This window comes from Bradyrhizobium macuxiense (genome assembly GCF_007993935.1).
In the GTDB taxonomy this organism is placed as follows: Bacteria; Pseudomonadota; Alphaproteobacteria; order Rhizobiales; family Xanthobacteraceae; genus Bradyrhizobium; species Bradyrhizobium macuxiense_A.
In genome coordinates this window covers 23,488-39,212 of record NZ_VITY01000015.1, presented here as the reverse complement: position 1 = coordinate 39,212, position 15,725 = coordinate 23,488, and the positions used below count along the sequence as shown (strand labels likewise).

15 protein-coding genes are annotated in these 15,725 nt (G+C 63.1%); 3 read left to right on the top strand and 12 right to left on the bottom strand.

The annotated features are described in order from the left end of the window. The 11 genes from FBZ93_RS32070 to FBZ93_RS32020 all read right to left on the bottom strand — a co-directional run bounded on the left by FBZ93_RS32070 (window position 1) and on the right by FBZ93_RS32020 (window position 11,735). Entirely contained in the window at window positions 1-1,191 is a 1,191-nt protein-coding gene (locus FBZ93_RS32070) for a TrbI/VirB10 family protein (RefSeq protein WP_246667739.1), read from the bottom strand. Window positions 1,192-1,274: 83 nt separating this feature from the next. Continuing rightward, entirely contained in the window at window positions 1,275-2,303 is a 1,029-nt protein-coding gene (trbG, locus tag FBZ93_RS32065) for a P-type conjugative transfer protein TrbG (RefSeq protein ID WP_146991423.1), read from the bottom strand. After that, entirely contained in the window at window positions 2,300-3,004 is a 705-nt protein-coding gene (gene trbF, locus FBZ93_RS32060; protein ID WP_146991422.1) for a conjugal transfer protein TrbF, read from the bottom strand. The genes trbG and trbF overlap by 4 nt, the downstream gene beginning before the upstream one ends. Before the next feature lie 3 nt (window positions 3,005-3,007). Next, window positions 3,008-4,159 carry a P-type conjugative transfer protein TrbL gene (gene trbL, locus FBZ93_RS32055; RefSeq protein WP_146991421.1) on the bottom strand — a complete coding sequence of 384 codons (1,152 nt, stop codon included), beginning with the start codon at window positions 4,157-4,159 and terminating at the stop codon, window positions 3,008-3,010. An 11-nt stretch (window positions 4,160-4,170) separates the two neighbouring features. Further along, entirely contained in the window at window positions 4,171-4,923 is a 753-nt protein-coding gene (trbJ, locus tag FBZ93_RS32050) for a P-type conjugative transfer protein TrbJ (protein ID WP_146991420.1), read from the bottom strand. 27 nt (window positions 4,924-4,950) lie between these two features. Next, the gene (gene trbE / locus FBZ93_RS32045; RefSeq protein ID WP_146991419.1) at window positions 4,951-7,536 is read right to left on the bottom strand and encodes a conjugal transfer protein TrbE; all 2,586 of its coding nucleotides are present in this window, start codon (window positions 7,534-7,536) and stop codon (window positions 4,951-4,953) included. After that, on the bottom strand, window positions 7,530-7,787 hold the full coding sequence (locus FBZ93_RS32040; protein WP_146991418.1) for a VirB3 family type IV secretion system protein: 258 nt from the start codon (window positions 7,785-7,787) through the stop codon (window positions 7,530-7,532). Before FBZ93_RS32040 ends, trbE begins: the two co-directional genes overlap by 7 nt. Next, window positions 7,787-8,146: a TrbC/VirB2 family protein gene (locus FBZ93_RS32035; RefSeq protein WP_246667738.1), complete on the bottom strand. Its 360-nt coding sequence runs from the start codon at window positions 8,144-8,146 to the stop codon at window positions 7,787-7,789. The genes FBZ93_RS32040 and FBZ93_RS32035 overlap by 1 nt, the downstream gene beginning before the upstream one ends. Before the next feature lie 19 nt (window positions 8,147-8,165). Next, window positions 8,166-9,149, bottom strand: coding sequence for a P-type conjugative transfer ATPase TrbB (gene trbB, locus FBZ93_RS32030; RefSeq protein ID WP_167529310.1), 984 nt, complete (start codon window positions 9,147-9,149; stop codon window positions 8,166-8,168). Continuing rightward, window positions 9,142-9,696, bottom strand: coding sequence for a CopG family transcriptional regulator (locus FBZ93_RS32025; protein ID WP_146991417.1), 555 nt, complete (start codon window positions 9,694-9,696; stop codon window positions 9,142-9,144). Before FBZ93_RS32025 ends, trbB begins: the two co-directional genes overlap by 8 nt. Before the next feature lie 11 nt (window positions 9,697-9,707). After that, window positions 9,708-11,735 carry a conjugal transfer protein TraG gene (locus tag FBZ93_RS32020; protein ID WP_146991416.1) on the bottom strand — a complete coding sequence of 676 codons (2,028 nt, stop codon included), beginning with the start codon at window positions 11,733-11,735 and terminating at the stop codon, window positions 9,708-9,710. Between the two features lie 171 nt (window positions 11,736-11,906). On the opposite strand from FBZ93_RS32020, the gene FBZ93_RS32015 reads away from it, so the two are divergent. The 3 genes from FBZ93_RS32015 to FBZ93_RS32005 all read left to right on the top strand — a co-directional run bounded on the left by FBZ93_RS32015 (window position 11,907) and on the right by FBZ93_RS32005 (window position 13,526). Continuing rightward, window positions 11,907-12,149, top strand: a complete 243-nt coding sequence (locus tag FBZ93_RS32015) for a hypothetical protein (protein WP_146991415.1) — start codon at window positions 11,907-11,909, stop codon at window positions 12,147-12,149. 124 nt (window positions 12,150-12,273) lie between these two features. Continuing rightward, window positions 12,274-12,939: a hypothetical protein gene (locus FBZ93_RS32010; protein WP_146991414.1), complete on the top strand. Its 666-nt coding sequence runs from the start codon at window positions 12,274-12,276 to the stop codon at window positions 12,937-12,939. Then, window positions 12,936-13,526, top strand: coding sequence for an RES family NAD+ phosphorylase (locus tag FBZ93_RS32005; protein ID WP_146991413.1), 591 nt, complete (start codon window positions 12,936-12,938; stop codon window positions 13,524-13,526). The genes FBZ93_RS32010 and FBZ93_RS32005 overlap by 4 nt, the downstream gene beginning before the upstream one ends. A 13-nt stretch (window positions 13,527-13,539) precedes the next feature. Here the strand turns inward: FBZ93_RS32005 and rlxS are convergent, their stop codons facing one another. After that, window positions 13,540-15,510: a relaxase/mobilization nuclease RlxS gene (rlxS, locus tag FBZ93_RS32000; RefSeq protein ID WP_146991412.1), complete on the bottom strand. Its 1,971-nt coding sequence runs from the start codon at window positions 15,508-15,510 to the stop codon at window positions 13,540-13,542. Window positions 15,511-15,725 lie beyond the last annotated feature (215 nt).

The following is a 15,725-nucleotide window of genomic DNA, read 5'->3' as shown; positions in this document are numbered from 1 at the left end:
TCATTTGCTCTTCGCGACGGATTGAACATCTTGGTATGGCTTCAGCACGAGATCCTTCGAAACAATCACCCGCAGCGGCCAACCAGGTCGCACCGTGATCGTCGGCTGCACGTCGAGCTTGCGCTCCACCAGGCGCTGCCCGGCACGATTGGTCGTTTGCTGCGTACTTTCCCTTAGCGCCTTCACGAGATCGCTTTCGTCATTGCCGATCGATAGCTGGGTCCCCACCCCGATCAACGTCGCCAAGGCCACGCCCTTGAGCAATTGCCAGGTATGGAAGTCCACCTCGTCCTCGAGCCCGGCATAGCCTGCGACATCTGTGGCTGGAAGGTTCTCGATCACTATGGAGTTGCCGTTCGGCAAAATGAGCCGTGTCCACACGACCAGCGCCCGCTTCTGGCCAAAGGCGACAACGCTGTCGTACTTGCCCAGAAGCCGCGTCCCTTGCGGGATAAGGAGATGTTCACCAGTCAGCGTATCAAAGACGTTCTCCGTAACCTGGCCGATGGTTGCGCCGGGCAAGTCCGAATTGAGCCCCGTAACGAGGCTAGCGGGAATGATCGACCCGGCCATGACTGCATAGGTCGACGGTGCCGATTTCAGCGCGTGCGGATTGGTGGTCTCCGTGTCGGCTTTCGTTCCCACAAAGGCGAGCTTCCGTGCTTGCGATGAGGGAACGATCTCACCGGATCGATCGACCATCGCCTGCGCTGTCTTGGCGAGTTCGGCGGCTGATGGTCCCGTATCGGTGGTTGATGGCCGGAACGCAGATGGGGCGGCAGCTGCCACTTCGGTCATGCTTGCCTGCCTTCGCCTGTCCTGCTTCTCCGACAGGCGGAAGAACAATCCTGACTCCTTTGCCTGCTGGGCGATCCGGGTCTGCCGAATCCGCTCGGCCCGTTCGGCGTCTTCTTCCGGGTTGGTCCTGAAGCCCGTATCCGATGCCACACCGGCCTTCTTCTCGTTCTCGACGAATGCCCGCCCGACGTCCCCCGGCGACGGCGGTCCAAGCCGCGGGATCGATGGCGACAGTTCCCCGTAAGACTTTGGCAGCCTGCTCAACCCCTCGGCGGTCTGCTTGCGGTCAGTATTAAAGAGCTCCGTCCGCACCGACTGCTTGAAGGACTGCGGCCGGAGCGCTACGAGCGTCGCTCCGGCGATCAACAACGCGGCGATCGCGCAGCCGATCATGAGGGCGCGCCTGTTGAGGCGCCGAACTGGCCGCGGACGTGCTCGTAGTTCAAGCGGCTCAGGATCCCGGTCGACCCCCGTCGTCATGAGGCATTCCCCGTGCTGCTGAAGCTCTGCGATACGGGACGCGCGTCAATACGAATGATCCGGACGATGCGCTGGGGATCTTCACCAAGGCGGAGCTCAGCGGCGCCGAACATCCGGTCGACGATGTAGTAGGAACCTCGAACCCGGTAGTTGACGAGGTTCGGCCGGCCATCGGCGCCGGCAACGAATAAGGGTGGCGCCTCCCCTTGTGAGAGACCGGACGGCATCTGGATATAGACCTTGCGACCGTCGTCGAATGCACGCACCGGCCGCCAGGGTGGATCGTCTCCTTCAATGCGATACCGGAAATTCAGGTTGTCGAGGCGTACCCCGCGATCGGCGATCCGCTGCTCGCTTTCCTGGGCGGCGACGTTCTGCTTGTGGAGCGCTACAAGCGTGTCTGTCGGATAAGTCCAGGAGATCGACGCCATGTAGGTCTGCTTGGTCGAGACGAGCTCGAGGTGATAGGCCCGCCGGTCCGTCAGCACGACGAGGTTGGTCTGGATATCCGGCAGCGTCGGCTTGACCAGGATGTGCACCCGCCGGGAGTTGCCTTGTCCGCTCGAAGTATCGCCGACCACCCAGCGCACCGTATCGCCGGTGGAGACATCCACCAGTTCTTCGCCCGGTTGAAGCCCGATGGTCGAGACTTTTTCCGGGCTTGCATAGAGCCGGTAGAGTGCGCCTTCCGTCCAGGGGTAGACCTGAATGGCGTTGATATAGCCGGCACGTGTTGGCTCCATCCTCGCCGCCTTGTTGGCCTTGGCGATCGCTTGTTCCGGCGGGAGCTTTTCCTCCTTACCGGCCTTTGCCGGAACGGGCTTCAATTGACCCGGCAAAGGCAAGACCTTCGGCGTTTCGACCACTTGTACCGGCGCCGGCGGATCGGTCTCCGGGAGCGCCTTTTCGAAGCTCATCTCATCATAGGGCGCTTCAAGGTTGAGCTTGGTGGCGCAGCCACTGAGTACAAGCGACAAGGCCAGGACGCTGGTCGACGCGAGCTTATTGAAAGCAACAGTGTTCATTTGGCATCTCCAATAAGGTCGCGCGACCAGTTGAGCGAATGGACGTAGAGTCCGAGAGGGTTTTTGCGCAGCGTTTCGGCATCTGCGGGCGGCTTGAGAACCGTGGTGACAAGACCCGTGAAGCGTTCGGTCTTTGCGATCGCGCCGTTCTCGTAAGCGTTTTCCTTCCAGCGGATCTCGAAGCTGTCGCCGGATGCGCGCACCACGGACGTCACTTCTGCGGTCACGGTCTTGGTCCCAATCTTGGTGAACGGATCGGTTTCCCGCGCGTAGTCGTTCAATGCCTGCGCGCCCCGGTCGGTGACGAAGTCATAGGCACGCAGCCAGTTCGCCCGGACAATGACCGGATCGATCGACAGGGAGCGCACGTTCTCGATGAACCGTGCAAGGAAGTGGGCAATCTGCGCGTCCGACGGCTGGTAGGCTTCGAGCGCCGGTCCGACTGCTCGGACCTCGCCAAGCCGATCGACCTCGACCACGTAGGGAACGACACCCGAGCGAGCGACCTGTATAAAGATCGTCAATCCAAGCACACCGGACAGGCCGATGGCTGCCAGAGCAGCGAGGCGCCAGTTGCTCGCCTGAACACGAGCGGAGCCCAATCGCTCGTCCCAGACCTGGGCTGCCTTCTGATAGGGGGTGACCGGCTCCGGCGTCTCGCCATAGCGAACCGACACGCGCTGAAACGGGTGAGATGCCATCCCCTATTCTCCTTCCAGTTTCGGGCCCGACGAATGTCCGCCTTTGTCACCTTCCTTCAGGGTATGAGCGGCGACTTGTGCCGCTTCCCGCGCGTGTCCCCGTGCCGACGATGCCATTGCGCGACCTGCCTCAGCAGTAGTTGTACCTCCAGCGCTACCGCTCGAGACCTGATCCATGGCGAAAGCCCGCGCTGGCGTGCCCGCGGCCGAAGATGCCCCCGTGAGCGATGCCGCGGATCGAACGGCAGCCATTGAACCGCCTGCCGCTGCGCGCAGACCGCCGACGGCCGCCGCTCCGCCGCCGATCGCGACCGCTGCTGCACCCGCCACCGTCCCGGCAGCCGCTCCGGCTCCCAGTTGAGGGGCGCCTGAGACCAGGCCAGCTGCGATCCCGGGACCAAAGATGCCGAGGCCGAACAGCGAGAGCGCCGCTAGCAGCAGGCTCATGGCTGAGGCAATGTCGATTGGCCGAGTCAACGTCCCCGCGAGTTGACCGAAGATGGTCGAGCCGATGCCGATGATGATCGCGAGAACCATCACCTTCACGCCCGATGCAACGACGTTGCCGAGGGTCTTTTCCGCAAGGAAGGCAGTCTTCCCCCACAAGGCAAACGGCACCAGAATGAAGCTTGCCAGCGTCGTCAGTTTGAACTCGATCAGCGTCACAAAGAGCTGCACCGAGAGCACGAAGAATGCGAGCACGATCAGGATCCAGCAGAACAGCAGGATCAGGATGGTTGGCAGGTTAGTCAGGACGTCGAAGCCCGTGAACTGGGCGGTCTCCTCCAGCAGCGGATGGGCCGCCGTGAATCCGGCAGCCGCAACAAAGCCCGGCCGCGCCAGGTCGGAAGCGCTTAAGCTCCCGCCCGAGGCCTTCAACCCGATGCCGGAGAACGACGCAAAGATGATGTCCGCGAGACTTTTGAAGTTGCCGATGATGAACGCAAAGGCGCCGACATAGAGCACCTTCTTGGCAAGCGTGACCAGGATCTGCTCATCGCCACGCGTGCTCCAGGCGAGCCCCGCTAGCGTCAGGTCGATGCCGATCAGGGTCGAACTGAGCAACGAGACTTCGCCAGACAGAAGACCAAATCCGGAATCGATGTAGCGGGAGAAGGTCTCGGTAAAGCGGTCAATGACGGAAAGGTCAGCCATGGTGCCCTCGCCTACTTGCCGCCAGCGTAGGCATGGTCGTCGCCAATGAAGCGGATGAACCGCTCCTTTGCGGCAGTGGCCGAAGCCTGCTGCTCGGCGGCTCGCAAGGTTTCGGCGCGCGCCTGCGTTGCCATCAATGCCTGAGCCTGCAGCGACTGCTTGATCTGCAGGGCAAGAAGCTCGTTCCCCGACTGCTGAGCCTGCAGGGAGCCGACGGCAGCTGACGACCTGGCCATCAGGGTCCGCAGGGTCTGGCCGTCCTGATCCAGGCCACTGACGATGGCCGATTGAACGGTGAGTGACTGCTTCAGCCCGTCGTAACTGTTGTCCCATCGTGCAGTCGCGTCCTGAACCAATTTGTCGGACGAGATCGCTGCCGCGTATTGCCGGGGATAGAGCCGCTGAAAGTCCTGCTGCGTTGTCTGAACGTCGAACGAGATGTTCTTTGCCTGACTGATCAGGCCGTTCATCTGATTGATCGTCGATGTCAGCTGCCCCACGACGCTGGTGGGGAGACTTGCGAGATGCCTGGCTTGATTGAGCAGCGACTGCGTCTGGTTTTCCAGGCTCCTCACCTGATTATTGATCTGCTCAAGCGCACGCGCGGCGGTAAGGAGATTCTGGCCGTAGTTCGTAGGATCGAACACGATATCGAACGCCCCGAGCCGCCGCGACCCGTTCACGGCGATGACGAACGATAGCATCGTTGTCGTGACAATCCTTAAGGTTGTACCGGTGAGCATGCGGCCAAGACGTTCCATCATGAAGGACTCCAGGGATTTGTGTTGAGGTCAGACCTTGTGGGCTTGTTCGAAAGTGCTGATCAGGTTGGCGGCCCAATGCAGGCCGCGTTCGGTGAGATAGCGCTCCCCGAAATGGTGCGGCCCGGTACGGCTCACGACCGCCTCAATGACGCGCTGGTCCTCTGGCGATGACGCCCCGACGAGCGCGAGCGCGACTGGTCCAAGGCCAAGCTCGAACATGCGGTTGCCGGCGCGGGACTGCAGATAGTAGTCGCGCTTGGGAAAGGCTTCGGCGATCAGGCGGACCTGGGTGTCGTTCAGGCCGAAGCGTCGATAGGTCTCGGTCTGGGTCGGCTCAAGAGCACGAGAATTTGGCAGGAAGATCCTGCTCGGACAGGATTCGATGATCGCGGGCGCGATTTCGCTGTCCGCGATATCGGCAAGCGACTGCGTGGCAAAGATCACCGCCACGTTCTTCTTGCGCAGTGTCTTCAGCCACTCACGAATCCGGTTCGAGAACAACGGGTCGTCGAGGAAAACCCAGGCTTCGTCGAGCACGAGCAGGGTCGGCCGCCCATCGAAACGCGCCTCCAGGGCGTGGAATAAATAAGTGAGCACAGGCGCGACCAAGTGCGGCAGCGCCATCAGCTCTTCCATCTCGAAGGTCACAACATCGGCGCTCGAAAGATGATCGGCATCCGCATCGAGGAAGCGGCCGTACGGTCCCTCCAGCGTATAAGGCTGGAGCGCCTGACGCAGGGCATCCCGGGCGAGCAAGGCGACGAGCCCGGTTATCGTGCGCTGGGGCACGGGCGCAGTACCGAGGCTCGTGAGCGCCGACCAGATCGTCTCCTTGAGCTCCGGCGTCATGGTCACCCGCTCATGGGCCAGCACGCCACAAAGCCAATCGAGCGCCCAAAGCCGCGGCCCCTCCTCGGCAACATCCTTCAGGGGCTGAAACGCGATGCCGCCCTTGGCCCCGAGCTCGTACCACACACCCGAGAGGGCAAGCGTCGTGGCGCGCGCGGAGCGGCCTTTGTCGAAGGTAATTAGTTGGGCATTCGGGTAGCGTCGAAACTGCAAGGCCAGCATCGAGAGCAGCACAGACTTGCCGGCGCCAGTTGGCCCGACGACGATCGAATGCCCAACATCGCCGGCGTAGAGCGAGAGCCGGAACGGGGTTGCCCCTTTGGTCTTGGCGATCAGAAGCGGCGGCCCATCGAGGTGCTCGCACCGTTCGGGTCCGGCCCATACCGCCGACAGTGGGCACATATGGGCGAGGTTCAGGGTATGCACGATGGGCTGGCGGATGTTGGCATAGGCTTGTCCCGGCAGACCACCGAGCCAGGCCTCGACCGCATTGACGCTCTCGCGGATGGTCGTGAATCCGCGGTTGTTGATCACTCGTTCGACCGCACGGATCTTCTCGTCTGCTTGATGCGAGTCCTCGTCACTTACGGTGACCGTCGTCGTGATGTAGCCGAAGGAAACCAGATCATCGCCGAGCTCGGAAAGCGCGGCGTCCGCGTCGAGCGCCTTGTTGCTGGCGTCGGTGTCGAGCAGCGCCGCTTGCTCGTTGAACATGACCTCTTTCAGGATCGCGGCGAGCGACTTCCGCTTCGCAAACCATTGCCGCCGGTAACGCGACAGCGCGGCATTGGCCTGGATGCGGTCGAGCGGCAGAAATCGCGTTGCCCAGCGATAGGCAACACCAAGCCGGTTCAGTTCGTCCAGCAATCCGGGAAAGGTAATGTGCGGGAACCCAAGGACGGTCAGCGCGCGAAGATGGCTGCGCCCGATTGCCGGCGACAATCCCCCGGTCAGCGGCTCATCGCTCAGGAAACAATCGAGATAGGCCGGAATCTCGGGCACGCTGACCGGATGACGCTTGGTCGAGACACAGCTATGAAGATAGGTGAGCGTCTCCGTATCGTTGAGGGGCCAGATCTCCGGTAGGACCGACGATAGGAGATCGATTGCCCGGTCGGTTTCCTGGACGAACTGCTGGAGGTGTTCGCGATAGCCATGCTCGCTCCGCTCTGCGTTCTGGCCCTCGATCTGGGTGTCACGGATGTTGGCTTCTGCCGGTTCTTTCCCTCGCTCAGCGTCACTGACCAGAGGACCGCGACGAGCAGACCGGTTCCTTCGGACTCGCAGATCCTTCTGCCTCGGACGCTCGAGGAACAGGCTCTCGAGACGCGAGACCCTCTCGGCCGGCGGCAGGTACATCAAGGTCAGGTGCAGCACGCTCTCAAAGTGCTGCCCGCCGGGGCGTGACGGATCCTCCCATGTCGCCCCGGCGGCACCCGCAAACGCGGCGCGGCGCTCCTCGTCAACCAGCCAGGATACCGCATCCGGAAACTCGGACCGCGGATATTCCGAGGCCGGGATGCGAGTGGCGTCAAAGAAGAGTGCCCAGCCGGACCCGAAACGCTTCAGAACGTTGTTGACGCGTGACGCGACGCTCATGAGTTCGGCCTCGGTCGCGCTGTCGAGGTCTGGTCCGCGGTAGCGGATCGTGCGCTGGAAGCTACCATCCTTGTTCAGGATGACACCTGGAGCGATCAGGCAGACCCAAGGCAGCCAGTCCGCCAGCCGGTACGCATTGCCGCGGAATTCCTTCAAGTTCAGCATGCGAGCGAAGCCTTGTGCTTGGTGTGACGGATTGCGACCTCGACAAAGGCGGGATCGCGCTTGGCAAGCCAGACCGCGACGGTGTGTCCGACGACCCAGAGCACGAGGCCCGCGAGCCAGAGCCGCAGGCCAAGCGCCAGCACGGCCGACAGGGTGCCTATCAGGATGGCCGCAGAGCGCGGCGCACCACCGATCAGAATGGGCTCGGTCAACGAGCGGTGAAGCACGAGTTCGAAGCCATCCGGGCGCATCAGATCAGCGCTCCGCCGCCGAACGAGAAGAACGACAGGAAGAAGGAGCTCGCCGCAAACGCGATGGAGAGGCCAAAGACGACCTGGACCATCTTGCGAAAGCCACCCGAGGTGTCGCCGAAGGCAAGCGAAATGCCGGTCACCGTGATGATGATGACGGCGACAATCTTGGCAACCGGCCCCTGCACGGACTCCAGGATGCGCTCAAGTGGTGCCTCCCACGGCATGCCTGAGCCTGCCGCTCGGGCGGCCGGAGCGGTGAGAAGCACACACACTGCACCTGCTCCAAGCTCGATGAGGAAGTGCTTGCAAGCGCGACGACAGCAGAAGCGCGCCGCTGAACGATACAAACAAGGCATGTCGTACTCTCCGTGCGGATCAGGGACGATGGGAGGCGTTTGGGAGACCGGGCGGCGTCTCCAGGAGGTAATCGCCCGAGGGATCAAGACCCTTGAGCTCGGCGATCGCCTCGATCCGGCGCGCGGGCCCCCGCCCCCTGATGAACACGACCAGGTCGATCGCCTCGGCGATGAGCCGGCGCGGCACGGTGGCCACGGCTTCCTGGATCAACTGCTCGATCCGGTAGAGCGCCGCGCGCGCCGAGTTGGCGTGAACGGTAGCGATCCCACCCGGATGGCCCGTATTCCAGGCCTTCAGCATGTCGAGAGCCTCGGCGCCCCTCACCTCGCCGACAATGATGCGATCAGGACGAAGGCGAAGCGTGGAGCGCACGAGATCTGCGAGGCTCGCAACGCCGGGCTTGGTGCGGAGCGTCACCACATCCTTGGCCTCGCAGCGCAGCTCGCGCGTGTCCTCGATGATGACGATGCGCTCATCGAGGCGCGCAATCTCCGCCAGGAGCGCATTGGCAAGCGTCGTCTTCCCCGATCCGGTGCCGCCCGCAACCAGGATGCTACGGCCTTCGATGACCGCTGACGCCAACACCTTGGCCATCGCGGGCGAGGCAATCTGCGCCCTGACATAATCGGACAGGAGAAACGTCGTCGTTGCAGGCTTGCGGATGGCAAAGCACGGCGCAAGCGAGACCGGCGGCAGGACGCCTTCGAACCGCTCGCCAGTTTCGGGAAGCTCAGCCGAGATGATCGGGTAGGATGCACTTGCCTCGGCCCGGACATGGCTCGCGACCAGACGGATGATCCGCTCCGACTCCTGCGGCGTCAGAATGACACCGGTATCAGCCCGTCCCGCGCGGTGCCGCTCGAGCCACAGCCTGCCATCGGGGTTGACGATCACCTCGACAACCTCGGCCTCCTCCAGGGCCAGCGCGATCGCCGGCCCCAACGCGGTCCGCAACATGCCGCGGCGGCGCTCGCGGGTTTCGGGCGAGAGAAGGTCAGACATGGCCGGCCTCCTCTCGCCCAGCCGGAGATGGCCCCGGCTGCTGACCCGCCGCATGGTGCGGGCGGGATTCGGTCAAACTCTGTCCCTCACCGCCGCCGAGTGGCGCGCCCTCCTCCAGATGCCGCATGAACAGGTCCGGATTTGACGTCGAGACCTGTTCCATGACGTCGGCCACCAGCCGGCCGCCGGAAGCGATACGCTTGCCGACTTGCGCGACGAACATCTCGAACCGCTCGCGCCCTAACGCGCGCGCGGCGTCCTGGTCTCCGGTGGGCAACGGCGGCGTGATCGTCAGGTAGTAGCGAACGAAGAGCGCGATGGTTTCCGCCATGATCGAGAGATCACGCTCCGCTCGATCAAGCAGCCGGTTCATGCGGTCAAGCCTGCGCAGAAGGGCTGCCTCACCGCTCGCGTCCCGTTCCGGATTGAGGAAGCGATCAAGGGCGGCGTCGACGATGGCCGACTTGTTGGTGCCGGGCCGTCTGGCTGCCAGTTCGAGCCGCTGCGCCACGCTGTCGGAGACATAGGCGGACAGTTTTGGTTTCATTGGGAGTGCCCTCAGAATGCGGGAAGGAGATCGTCGTCATCGCGCGTGACCGCGTGAGCGCTGCGGATGGTGCCGGAGGCGTTTGCCGCGCGTTGTATTTGGCTGCGATCTGCCGCGACATCTGCCTCGTCATCGAGCAACCGCTCCTCGGTAAACCGCGCCGCCTCGGCTCGAGGATCGGCTTCCTCAAACAGCGGTAGCTGCTGTCTGAGCCCGCCCTCCTCCGTCGATGCCTGCATGAGGTCTCGGTACGGAAGCGTTGCCAATCGAAGATCAACGGCCCGGATCTGGCGATCCCAGTCGCTGGAACGCGGTGCCGGACGGTCGCGGCATTCACCGGCATCGAGGCGCGGCGACGGATGCAAGCGTGTTACAAAATTCGCATCCTCATAGTGCCTGAGCTTGCGAGCCCGAACCGGCGCCAGCCCCGAGACGAGCACGATGGCCTGGTCGGATGGCAACTGCATCACCTCGCCCGGAGTGAGCAGCGGCCGCGCGGTTTCCTGGCGGCTCACCATGACATGGCCAAGCCAGGGGGCGAGCCGGTGACCGGCATAGTTCCTTTGAGCCCGTAGTTCGGTCGCGGTGCCGAGTGCATCCGAAATGCGCTTGGCGGTGCGCTCGTCATTTGCCGCAAAGGCGATACGGACGTGGCAATTGTCCAGGATCGCATTGTTCTCGCCATAGGCCTTTGCAATCTGGTTCAGCGATTGAGCGATGAGATAAGCGCGGATGCCGTAGCCGGCCATGAAGGCGAGCGCGCTTTCGAAGAAGTCGAGCCTCCCGAGAGCCGGAAACTCATCCAGCATCAGGAGAAGTTGGCGATGCCTCGCCTCGCCTGCTCTGATGTTCAAGGACTCGGTCAACCGGCGGCCGATCTGATTGAGGATCAGCCGGATCAGCGGCTTGGTGCGGCTGATGTCTGACGGCGGCACGACAAGATAGAGCGTGACCGGCCGATCCGCCTTGACGAGGTCGGCGATGCGCCAATCGCAGCTCTCGGTATTGCCGCTGACAACCGGATCGCGATAGAGGCCAAGGAAACTCACGGCGGTCGACAACACACCGGAACGTTCGTTTTCGGATTTGTTGAGGAGCTCCCGCGCGGTCGCGGCGACGACAGGATGGACCTTGGGCTCGGCTTCGGTTCCGAGGTGGTTGGTGGCCAGCATGATCCGCAGCGTTTTCTCGAACGACTGTGCTGGATCAGCGAGGATCTCGGAGACGCGGGTCAGCGTCTTTTGTTGCTCTGCATAGAGCACATGAAGGATGACGCCGACCAGCAGCGAGTGGCTGGTCTTCTCCCAGTGGCTTCGGCGCTCCAGTGCCCCTTCCGGGTCGACCAGGATATCGGCAATGTTCTGGACATCGCGGACTTCGGCCACACCCTTGCGGACCTCGAGCAATGGATTGTAGCGCGCGCTTCCTGGATCGGTCGGATTGAACAGCAGGCAATGCGAGAAGGTCGAGCGCCAGCCGGAGGTCAGCTCCCAGTTCTCGCCCTTGATGTCATGCACGACCGCGGATGAAGTCCAGGACAACAGCGTCGGAAGCACGAGCCCCACGCCCTTGCCCGACCGGGTCGGTGCGAAGCACATGACGTGCTCGGGTCCGTCGTGACGCAGATAGTGATTTTCAAAACGTCCGAGGAACACACCCTTGCCTGCGAACAGACCGGCAGCGCGGATTTCCTTCACCTTTGCCCAACGCGCGGAGCCGTAGGTCGTGACCAGCTGGTTTTGCCGCGCCCGCCACACCGAATTGACGATTGCAAACAGCGCGCCCGCAATGCCGCCAGCTGCCGCGATGGCACCGCCCTCCTCAAATATCTCGGGCGCGTATGCCTCATAGGCGAACCACCATTCGAACAATCGCCAGGGCAGATAGACCGGATAGCTGCCAATGGCGAACCACGGTGCACCAAGCCGCGGCTGAAATCCGAGCGTTGCCGCCGTCCATTGCGTCGCTCCCCATGTCGATGCAACGACGATGCCAAAGACAACCGCGATCTGGCCCACGTAGATTTTTGCCGGAAACATTTTCCGCCCCACTCAACGCTTCCAACGAGCGCGGCGAGATGAAAAGCGGGATGGCGGCTCTCGTTCAACCGGAATAAAAATCGTCGCCGGCAACGAGATCCGGCTCGATCATACCCATCGAAGTGAAATCGTTGCTGCGGCAGTCTCAGCGTGGTTGAGGAAGCGCCTCAATTGAAGGTGAACGGCACGATCAAACTTGATCACTGGTTCGGCCTCGCCCCGGATAGCTCGTCGCGCAGCCTGCCCCGAGGTTACGAAGCCGAATCGAACGAGGCCGCTCGCGCCTTCACATCGATGGTCGCATCGAATGCCGGCCCGAAAGGGCCGCGCGCCGGCCAAAGCATCGCTGCGCACGGCCATTCGATCTTGCAATCCGGGCGCGTGCGGAGATTGGCGACTCTATTCTCCGCATGATTTGCGGGGAGTGCCGCCGGAAATTCATCACGAGCCAGTAGACACTACTATAATACCAAGATAAAACCTTGTCAAAGTTGACAAAGTTGCAATCACACCCAATATTCAGGGCGGAGTTCAGCTCATGTCCAAGGCGCAGTCAAAGCCCTCCGGTACCGAGGATCAGTCCGTCCACGAGGACGGCGTGATGATGGTACTTAAGCAGAAGCCCGCCGCTTTGAAGAGCCTGGCGCTTCCCGCCGATGCGCAGGTCGCGATTGTCTCCAAAAGCGCGACCGCGCTGCAGAAGGTGCGTGAGCGAAACAAGCAATTGACGGGTCAGGCGTTCCGGTTCTTCTCCGAAGCCGCAAAGAAAACCGCTGTCGTCAACAAGGACGCGTTCACGCCCGATGCCCGCGCGCTCGCCGTCCTCGAGGGGGTCCGCATTGCGCAAGAGGATCTTCGGCGATCTGGCGGCGCGTATGATCTGGAGCAGGTCAGAACGCTCCTGCGGGGAATCTCCCGACAGGCTGTCGACAAGCGCGTGCAGGAAGGCAGCCTCCTTGCCGTTCCCGGTCCCAGTAACCACCGGAGCTTTCCGACCCTCCAGTTCAACGTCGACGGCACTGTCGTCGAGGGTCTGAAGTCCGTCCAGGAGGCTCTGCCAACCAGCAACCCCTGGACCATTCTGAATTTCCTGACCCAGCCGGACGATCGGCTCGGCGGCCGCAAGCCGATCGACCTGCTCCGGGAAGGCAAGGTTGAACTTGTGGTCGAGGCCGCCCGGCGAATGGCTCAGCAAGGCGCGTGACCGCTCCACTGCCGCCCGGCGATCTCGATCGCCGCCGTCCCCGCCAGGTCCGGCTACGGCGAGGTACAGTCGTTCATCGGTTCTACACCGCCGAGTACGACCCGATCTTTTTCGACACCTCGCGTCTTGGCCGGCTGAACGCTCCCGACGGGAGCTACGGCGTTCTCTATGCAGCTCGGGAGCCTTTTGGCGCATTCGCAGAGACGTTCCTCCGCGTGCCGGGACGGACCCTGCTCGATACCGGCGTGCTCCGTCGCAAAGCCTACGCGCGTCTCGAGATTACGGAAGATCTGGCGCTGATCAGACTGGCCGGTCCCTCACTCGCTATTCTCGGCGCGACCGCCGAGGTGGTCCATGGCGGATTGCCCTACGACGCGCCGCAGGCCTGGTCGAAGGCGCTTTTCGACCATCCGCTCAGTCCCGACGGCATCGCCTACTACGCCCGCCACGACGACGAAGGCCTTTGCTATGCGCTGTTCGATCGCGCACGCAGCTCGGTCAGAGAAGTCGATCGACAGACCGACCTCGATCAGGACTGGTTCTGGCGGCTTGCGCAGCGATACAGGGTTGGACTCGCGCCGGGCTGACGGGTGGCTCGCGCTAGCGGCCAATGCCGCGCTTCATTCCGATCGACCAGGAAATGCCCGCTCCGCCAACACTGCCGCTGACGGATTGTCCGCGCGCGCGTTCCAGAACCGGCCGCCAGGGCACCAGGACAAATTCGCGCGACTGCTCGATCAGGGCGTATCGCCCGCTATTGAGCGTCAGCATCCGCTTGTAAACGCCGCTGAGGTTGTCGCCTGCCCTGACGTTGCGATACTCGAGCCCGGTGCGAGCCGAAATGGCCGCCGCGGTCCCCGCCAGCTCGCGCTCCTCAAGGGCGCGCAGCATGTTCCGCGCATAACGCACCGCCCCTCCTTCCTCTCGTGCGAGCCCCTCTTCGATCAGCCATTGCCGTCTCCCCCGCAATGCCGTCTCGACCTCCGCTCCGAAGCCGGTTGACGCGAGCCCACCCGATTCCTTTCCGAGGAGCTTTCGATCGAGCCAGGTCGCACCGACCGCGTGCGGCAGCTCTTCAAGCCCTTGCCATGACAGCACCGCGACGCGGAATGGACGGCGCACGCGCTGGAGCTCTTCATACCGAAGCGCCCGATCGAGATAGTCCTCGCCGACCTTCCAGCCGTCATCGGCAAGGCGGCTCACCATCCCTAGCCGACGCATTGCCTCCAGTCGCCGGACGTGGGTTCCGATATATTCACCCGATGCCTGGCGATCGAACGCCCGGTGCAGGCGCTCGCTGTAACGACCGCGATTGGCCGCGGCCACTTCAGCGATGGTCCGGTCGATCTGCCGAGCCTCCGCGGAGCGCGGCCTAAGCTCCAAAATCGTGCTCCGCGCGGGCAGCTCTTCGTTAGCCCCGAGAACTCCGACCTCGGCATAGTGTGTCCGCCCGTCGACCCCATCGATCACCACATAGCGACGCTCCGTCAGCTCATCCGCAAACCCTTCGCCGACGACCCGTCCGATCAGGCGTTCACTGTCACGCTGTGGATCGAAGATCGCATAGCTGCCTGACGCCCGCGAGATTCCCGCCGCAGTCAGCTCGCGATGCATGGTCTTGATAATGTCGCCACGCTCGCCCATGCGCCTGAGCTTCGGTCCGAGCTCGGTGTCAAGGCGCCAGCGGCCGGGTTCGTCTTCTTCCGCCAATCCCATCCGCTCGAGCGTCCGTAGCCGGCCCATCCGCATCGTGTGCCAGACCGGATCGCGCGCGGCCTGCGCAGCGAGCTCGAGAACGCCATCCGGGGCGTCACGCAGGATACCCCGGTCAAGCCGCGTGAGCCGCTCGGCCGTTACCTCCCGTTGAAGCTTGCGTGCGGCCTCGATCTCGGTTTCGGGACCGAGCTCACGGGTAACAAGGTCCGCGGCGCGCGCCCTAAGGCCGTGGGCAATGTAGTCCCGTGCGATGACGAGGTCGTGGCCCGCATCATCCCTGCCGCGCAGCACGACATGGCTATGCGGATGCCCCGTATTGAAATGATCGGCCGCGACCCACTCGAGCCTTGAGCCGAGATCACTCTCCATCTGCCGCATCAGATCACGAATGAACGGCTTCAGATCGGAGAGCTCGGCGCTATCCTCCGGTGCCACGATGAAGCGAAACTGATGGCGGTCGCCGGCGCTGCGTTCAGTAAACGCCTTGCCGTCGGCCCGGTCGTTGCCCGCGTCGTAAAGTTCTCCGGGCTCACCTTCTCGCGTCACGCCGTCGCGTTGCACGTAGCGCAGATGCGCCCGGACGGCGCCGGTATCGCCGGCCTTGATGCGTACGATCCGTGCCTTGATTACGACCCGGCGCCGCCCCTTGCTCTGGCCTCGCCCGGCAAGCACCGCACCTTGCGCGTATCCGCGGCCGATACGGCCGCCCGAGAAATTCGACGCGCGATCGACTCTTGGACCGGCGCGTTCTGCGGCCTGGCGAACACGTCGGAGATATCCGGTCGGCTTTCTGGCCTTGCGGTTGCCGATCCGGCCGAGCTTGGGTTTGAGTTCGTCGTCATCGACGTCATGCATGTCGCGAGCTCCCGGCTGAGAAGACCGCGGATATGTGAAGCCGGTCGGCGATCGCCAAGTCGCAGACGCGAACGGTGAGCACTTGCATCGCCTTGAAGCGCCATTGGCGACATCGCGTCGCACCGTATCGCCAACTCCTGGATGTGCAGACAAGGGCTTGGAGCTCGTCGAGCGCCAGTGCTTTAATCTTGCCATGCGCCCCACCCTGCTTCGTC

Excerpts from the sequence above, each read along its gene's own strand:
- FBZ93_RS32070 (WP_246667739.1), bottom strand. The coding sequence starts at position 1,191 with ATGATCGGCTGCGCGATCGCCGCGTTGTTGATCGCCGGAGCGACGCTC.
- trbG (WP_146991423.1), bottom strand. The coding sequence starts at position 2,303 with ATGAACACTGTTGCTTTCAATAAGCTCGCGTCGACCAGCGTCCTGGCC.
- trbF (WP_146991422.1), bottom strand. The coding sequence starts at position 3,004 with ATGGCATCTCACCCGTTTCAGCGCGTGTCGGTTCGCTATGGCGAGACG.
- trbL (WP_146991421.1), bottom strand. The coding sequence starts at position 4,159 with ATGGCTGACCTTTCCGTCATTGACCGCTTTACCGAGACCTTCTCCCGC.
- trbJ (WP_146991420.1), bottom strand. The coding sequence starts at position 4,923 with ATGATGGAACGTCTTGGCCGCATGCTCACCGGTACAACCTTAAGGATT.
- trbE (WP_146991419.1), bottom strand. The coding sequence starts at position 7,536 with ATGCTGAACTTGAAGGAATTCCGCGGCAATGCGTACCGGCTGGCGGAC.
- FBZ93_RS32040 (WP_146991418.1), bottom strand. The coding sequence starts at position 7,787 with ATGCGCCCGGATGGCTTCGAACTCGTGCTTCACCGCTCGTTGACCGAG.
- FBZ93_RS32035 (WP_246667738.1), bottom strand. The coding sequence starts at position 8,146 with ATGCCTTGTTTGTATCGTTCAGCGGCGCGCTTCTGCTGTCGTCGCGCT.
- trbB (WP_167529310.1), bottom strand. The coding sequence starts at position 9,149 with ATGTCTGACCTTCTCTCGCCCGAAACCCGCGAGCGCCGCCGCGGCATG.
- FBZ93_RS32025 (WP_146991417.1), bottom strand. The coding sequence starts at position 9,696 with ATGAAACCAAAACTGTCCGCCTATGTCTCCGACAGCGTGGCGCAGCGG.
- FBZ93_RS32020 (WP_146991416.1), bottom strand. The coding sequence starts at position 11,735 with ATGTTTCCGGCAAAAATCTACGTGGGCCAGATCGCGGTTGTCTTTGGC.
- FBZ93_RS32010 (WP_146991414.1), top strand. The coding sequence starts at position 12,274 with ATGTCCAAGGCGCAGTCAAAGCCCTCCGGTACCGAGGATCAGTCCGTC.
- rlxS (WP_146991412.1), bottom strand. The coding sequence starts at position 15,510 with ATGCATGACGTCGATGACGACGAACTCAAACCCAAGCTCGGCCGGATC.